This window comes from Sphingomonas bacterium (genome assembly GCF_903644135.1).
Taxonomy (GTDB): Bacteria; Pseudomonadota; Alphaproteobacteria; order Sphingomonadales; family Sphingomonadaceae; genus Sphingomonas.
This window is the reverse complement of record NZ_CAHJXA010000248.1, coordinates 1-4,315: the sequence shown is the minus strand read 5'-3', so window position 1 is coordinate 4,315 and position 4,315 is coordinate 1. Positions and strand designations below refer to the sequence as shown.

Here is a 4,315-nt window from a genome sequence, read left to right as displayed (position 1 = left end):
TCACGAACGCCTGCCGGACGCGCAGGCGACCATCGAGAAGCGCTCGCCGGTCTGCGGCAGCCGCGTCACGGTCGACTTGTCGCTGGGTGAGGACGGCCGCATCGTCGAGGTCGGCCTGCTGGTCCGCGCCTGTGCGCTCGGCCAGGCATCGTCGTCGCTGCTTGCCGCCAACATCCTCGGCCGCTCCCCCGATGAGCTTGCCGCTGCGCGCGACGCATTGACCGCGTGGCTGGCGCAGGGCGGCGATGCACCGCAGTGGCCGGGACTGGACGTGTTCGCCCCGGCGCTCGCCTACACCGCTCGCCACTCCTCGATCCGTCTGGCGTTCGAGGCGGCGGCCGAAGCCGCGCAGTCCGCCGCTGCTCGCGTCACCGCCTGATGCACGCGGCCCCCGTGTCGCTGCTGCGCGAGGGCGTGGTGCTGCTCGGCTTTGGTCTAGCCTGCGTGCTGCTGTTCCGCCGCCTCGGGCTGGGCGCGACGCTGGGCTATCTGGTTGCCGGAGCGCTGGTCGGGCCGGAGGTGCTGGGCCTCGCCAATGACGCCGAGGGCAAGATGGGTATCGCCGAGCTGGGCATCACCCTGCTGCTGTTCATCGTCGGGCTGGAGCTGAACCCCGCGCGGCTGTGGCGGATGAAGCAGGAGATCTTCGGGCTCGGCCTGCTTCAGGTCGTCGCCTGTGGGCTGGTGGTGACCGCGATCGTCTGGCTGACGACGCATTTCTCGGGCGCGGCGGCGCTGGCGCTGGGCCTGCCGCTGGCATTGTCGTCGACGGCGCAGGTGCTGCCGATGCTGCAATCGGCCGGGCGGCTGCGCACCCCGTTCGGCGAGCGCGCCTTCTCGATCCTGCTGTTCCAGGACCTGTCGATCGTCCCGCTGATCACCATCATCGCCGCCCTGTCGCGCAACCCCGCCGACCCGCACGCGCCGCCAGGCTGGCTGCTGGCGATCTACACGGTGCTGGCAGTGTTCGGGCTGATCCTGGCCGGGCGCTTTGTCCTCAGGCCGCTGTTCCGGTTGATCGGCAACCTGGGCGAGCGCGAGATGTTCGTGTTCGCCGCGCTATTCGCGGTGATCGCCAGCGCGGCGGTGATGGAGGCGCTGGGCCTGTCGACCGCGCTCGGCGCGTTCGTCGCCGGGGTGATGCTGGCGGACACGCCATACCGGCACGAGCTGGAGACGGATGTCGAGCCGTTCCGCTCGATCCTGCTCGGGCTGTTCTTCCTGGCGGTCGGGATGAGCCTCGACCTCCACGCCATCGCCGAGCGGCCGTTGTTCGTGGCCAGCATGGCGGCGGCGCTGATCCTCGCCAAGACGGCGGTGGTGATGGGCATCGGCCTCGCCTTCGGGATGCGCTGGCGGCCGGCGTTCGCGCTCGGCCTGCTGCTCAGCCAAGGCGGCGAGTTCGCGTTCGTGCTGTTCGCGGCCGCGCAATCGGGAGCGGTGATCGCCCCGCAGGCGGCGAGCCTGTTCGGCGCGGTCGTCACCCTGTCGATGGCGACGACGCCGTTCCTGATGAGCGTCACGCGCCGCTTCCGCAGCCAGCCGCTGGTCGCCGGCGGCACCCGCGACGGCCCGACCGTCGACGGGGCCAATGCGCTGATCGTCGGCTATGGCCGCTTCGGCCAGACGGTGGCGCAGATCCTGGCGGCGCAGGACGTGCCGGTGACGCTGATCGACACCGACATCGACATGATCGACATCGCCGGCGAGTTCGGGGCCAAGGTCTATTATGGTGACGGCACCCGCATCGACCTGCTGCGTCAGGCCGGCGCGGCGGAGGCGGAGCTCATCCTGTTCTGCATCGATGGTGACCAGCTCGAGGCCGATATGCTCGACGAGGTGCATCGGGCATTCCCGCGCGCGACGATCTTCGTGCGCGCCTATGATCGGCGAGCGGTGGTCAAGCTGAAGGATGCACCCATTCACTATGCCGTACGCGAAGTGCTCGAATCGGCGGTCCAGATGGCGCGCCGGGCGCTGACCAGCATCGCCGTCGAGGATGGCGCGATCGACCGCGCCGAAGCCGCCTATCGCGCGAGCGACCGGGAGCGGCTGAAGTTCCAGCTCGCGGGCGGCGACCTGCGCGCCGCGCGTCACCTGATCCCCGCGACGCGGATCGGCGAGCGATGAAGGCCGAACGATGAAAGGTCGCCCGATCCATCAGCGGCTGGGCTTCGCGCTGGCCGGGCTGATCGAGGCACATGTGCGCGAAAGCTCGTTCCGGGTGCATGTCCGCACGTTGAGCGCCACGCTGGCAGTGCTGCTGGTCGTGCGGCCGGCACCGATATGGTGGGCGGCGATCGCGATCGTCGCGGCGCTGGTGCTGGCGCTGGAGATGCTCAACTCGGCGCTGGAGGGCCTTATCGACCTGCTCCACCCCGCCATCCATCCCGAGGTCAAGGTCATCAAGGACATGGCGTCGGCGGCGGTGCTGGTTGCCGGCATCGGCGCGGCGGCCGTGGCGGTCTGCGCGCTGGTCGACAGCTGGCCGCGACTGATGGCCGAGTGGCACTGGCTGATGGGGGCGATACGATGAACTGGCTGGGTATTCTCGCTGCGCTGGCGGGAGCGATGGCGGTGGCGGCGGGCGCGTTCGGCGCGCATGGCGCGAGCGAGCGCGCGGCGGAGCTGCTCAAGGTCGGTGCGCATTACCAGCTGGTCCATGCGATCGCGGCGCTGGTCGCGCTGCGGCTGGAGGCGTGGGGGCCGGGCTGGCTGTTCGTGGCGGGCGGCGCGCTGTTCGGCGGCTCGCTTTACGCGCTGGCACTCGGTGCGCCGCGCTGGGTCGGGCCGGTGACGCCGATCGGCGGCGCGCTGTTGATCGCGGGATGGCTGTGGCTGGCTTGGGGGTTGCGCGCCGGCTAACGCTTGCCGCGACACTTGTCCGAACAATACACCACCTGATCCCAGTCGCGCGCCCACTTCTTGCGCCAGGTGAACGGCCGCTGGCAGGTCGGGCAGATTTTGGTCGGCAGGTCGCCCTTCTTCACGCCGTTGGGCATCAGCGTCGCTCCTCATCCAGGAAGGCGGCGACGTCGGCGAGATCGACGCTGCGGTCGAGGAAGGTCGTGCCGATGCCGCGGGCGAGGAGGAAGGGCAGGGTGCCCGCCGCCATCTTCTTGTCGTGGCGCATATGCTCGACCAGCCGCTCGCCGCTTGCGGCTATGCCTGCCAGGCCGGCGGGGAGGCCGACCGAGCGCCAATGATCGGCGACCCGCTCGGCGTCGCTTGCGGCGCACAGCCCCAGACGCGCCGAATAGCGGAACGCCAGCGCGCAGCCCGCCGCCACCGCCTCGCCATGGAGCAGGCTACCGTCGAACCGCGCCTCCGCCTCCAGCGCGTGGCCGAAGGTGTGGCCGAGGTTGAGCAGCGCCCGGGTTCCGTTGGTCTCAAACTCGTCGGCGGCGACGATCCGCGCCTTGGCCTCGACCGAGTGGGCGATGGCGTGTTCCTGCAGCGCAAGCTCGCCGGCGAGCAACACCGCTCCGTTCGCCTCGCACCAGCCGAAGAACGCGGCATCGTCGATGAGGCCGTATTTCACCACCTCGGCATAGCCCGCCGCCAGCTCGCGCGGGGGCAGCGTCGCCAGCACCTCCGGGTCGATCAGCACCAGCGCCGGCTGGTGGAACGCGCCGATCAGGTTCTTGCCGGCGGCGGTGTTGATCGCGGTCTTGCCGCCGACCGAACTGTCGACCTGCGCCAGCAGGGTGGTCGGCACTTGGACGAAGCCGCAGCCGCGCTTGAGGATCGCGCAGGCGAAACCGACCAGATCGCCGATCACGCCGCCGCCTAGCGCCACCACGACATCGCCGCGCTCGACCCCCAGCGCGAGCAGCCGGTCGCACAATGCCGCCAACTGCGCCCAGCTCTTGGTCGCCTCTCCGGGCGGCAGGACGATCGCCTCGCTGGCGACGCCGCTCGCATCGAGCGAGGCGGTCAGCGTCGGCAGGTGGATCGCGGCGTTGGCATCGGTGACGATCGCCACGCGTCGGCCCTTGGCGAAGGGCGCGACGTGCTCGCCGGCGCGGGCGAGCAGCCCGGCCGCGATTCTGATGTCATAGGGCCGCCCCGCCAGGTCGACGCTGATCGTCCTCATAGCCCCAGCGCCTTCAGGATGGCCGCCACCGTCGTCTCGTGCGGGCCCTTCTGGCTGCCGATGCGGTGATGCGCCTGCGCGTAGAACGGCGCGCGGACCCGCGCCAGCTCGGCGAGCACCACGCGCGCGTCGCGCCCGTGGAGCAGCGGCCGCGTATCGCGCCGCCGTACCCGCTCCGCCAGCACATCGGGGTGGGCGGCGAGCCACACCACCACCGCC

The 4,315-nt window shown here is 70.8% G+C and carries 7 protein-coding genes; 4 read left to right on the top strand and 3 right to left on the bottom strand.

Going from position 1 to position 4,315, the window contains the following annotated elements:
* From HUU96_RS12135 to HUU96_RS12120, 4 genes are all read left to right on the top strand, one after another.
* Positions 1-379, top strand: a 379-nt coding sequence (locus HUU96_RS12135) for an iron-sulfur cluster assembly scaffold protein (RefSeq protein ID WP_174293039.1), incomplete at its 5' end; no start/stop codon positions are given.
* On the top strand, positions 379-2,130 hold the full coding sequence (locus HUU96_RS12130) for a cation:proton antiporter domain-containing protein (protein ID WP_174293038.1): 1,752 nt from the start codon (positions 379-381) through the stop codon (positions 2,128-2,130). The genes HUU96_RS12135 and HUU96_RS12130, both read left to right, overlap by 1 nt.
* Before the next feature lie 10 nt (positions 2,131-2,140).
* A complete protein-coding gene (locus HUU96_RS12125; protein ID WP_174293037.1) occupies positions 2,141-2,536 on the top strand; it encodes a diacylglycerol kinase in 396 nt (131 codons plus the stop codon).
* Positions 2,533-2,865, top strand: a complete 333-nt coding sequence (locus tag HUU96_RS12120) for a DUF423 domain-containing protein (protein WP_174293036.1) — start codon at positions 2,533-2,535, stop codon at positions 2,863-2,865. The genes HUU96_RS12125 and HUU96_RS12120 overlap by 4 nt, the downstream gene beginning before the upstream one ends.
* Here the strand turns inward: HUU96_RS12120 and HUU96_RS12115 are convergent.
* From HUU96_RS12115 to HUU96_RS12105, 3 genes are all read right to left on the bottom strand, one after another.
* Complete coding sequence (locus tag HUU96_RS12115) at positions 2,862-3,002, bottom strand: DUF2256 domain-containing protein (RefSeq protein ID WP_174293035.1); 141 nt, start codon at positions 3,000-3,002, stop codon at positions 2,862-2,864. The two genes, HUU96_RS12120 and HUU96_RS12115, sit on opposite strands and share 4 nt — an antisense overlap.
* Entirely contained in the window at positions 3,002-4,096 is a 1,095-nt protein-coding gene (gene aroB / locus HUU96_RS12110) for a 3-dehydroquinate synthase (protein ID WP_174293034.1), read from the bottom strand. Before aroB ends, HUU96_RS12115 begins: the two co-directional genes overlap by 1 nt.
* A partial coding sequence (locus HUU96_RS12105; protein ID WP_302480241.1) for a shikimate kinase occupies positions 4,093-4,315 on the bottom strand: 223 nt, incomplete at its 5' end. The genes aroB and HUU96_RS12105, both read right to left, overlap by 4 nt.

Excerpts from the sequence above, each read along its gene's own strand:
- HUU96_RS12130 (WP_174293038.1), top strand. The coding sequence starts at position 379 with ATGCACGCGGCCCCCGTGTCGCTGCTGCGCGAGGGCGTGGTGCTGCTC.
- HUU96_RS12125 (WP_174293037.1), top strand. The coding sequence starts at position 2,141 with ATGAAAGGTCGCCCGATCCATCAGCGGCTGGGCTTCGCGCTGGCCGGG.
- HUU96_RS12120 (WP_174293036.1), top strand. The coding sequence starts at position 2,533 with ATGAACTGGCTGGGTATTCTCGCTGCGCTGGCGGGAGCGATGGCGGTG.
- HUU96_RS12115 (WP_174293035.1), bottom strand. The coding sequence starts at position 3,002 with ATGCCCAACGGCGTGAAGAAGGGCGACCTGCCGACCAAAATCTGCCCG.
- aroB (WP_174293034.1), bottom strand. The coding sequence starts at position 4,096 with ATGAGGACGATCAGCGTCGACCTGGCGGGGCGGCCCTATGACATCAGA.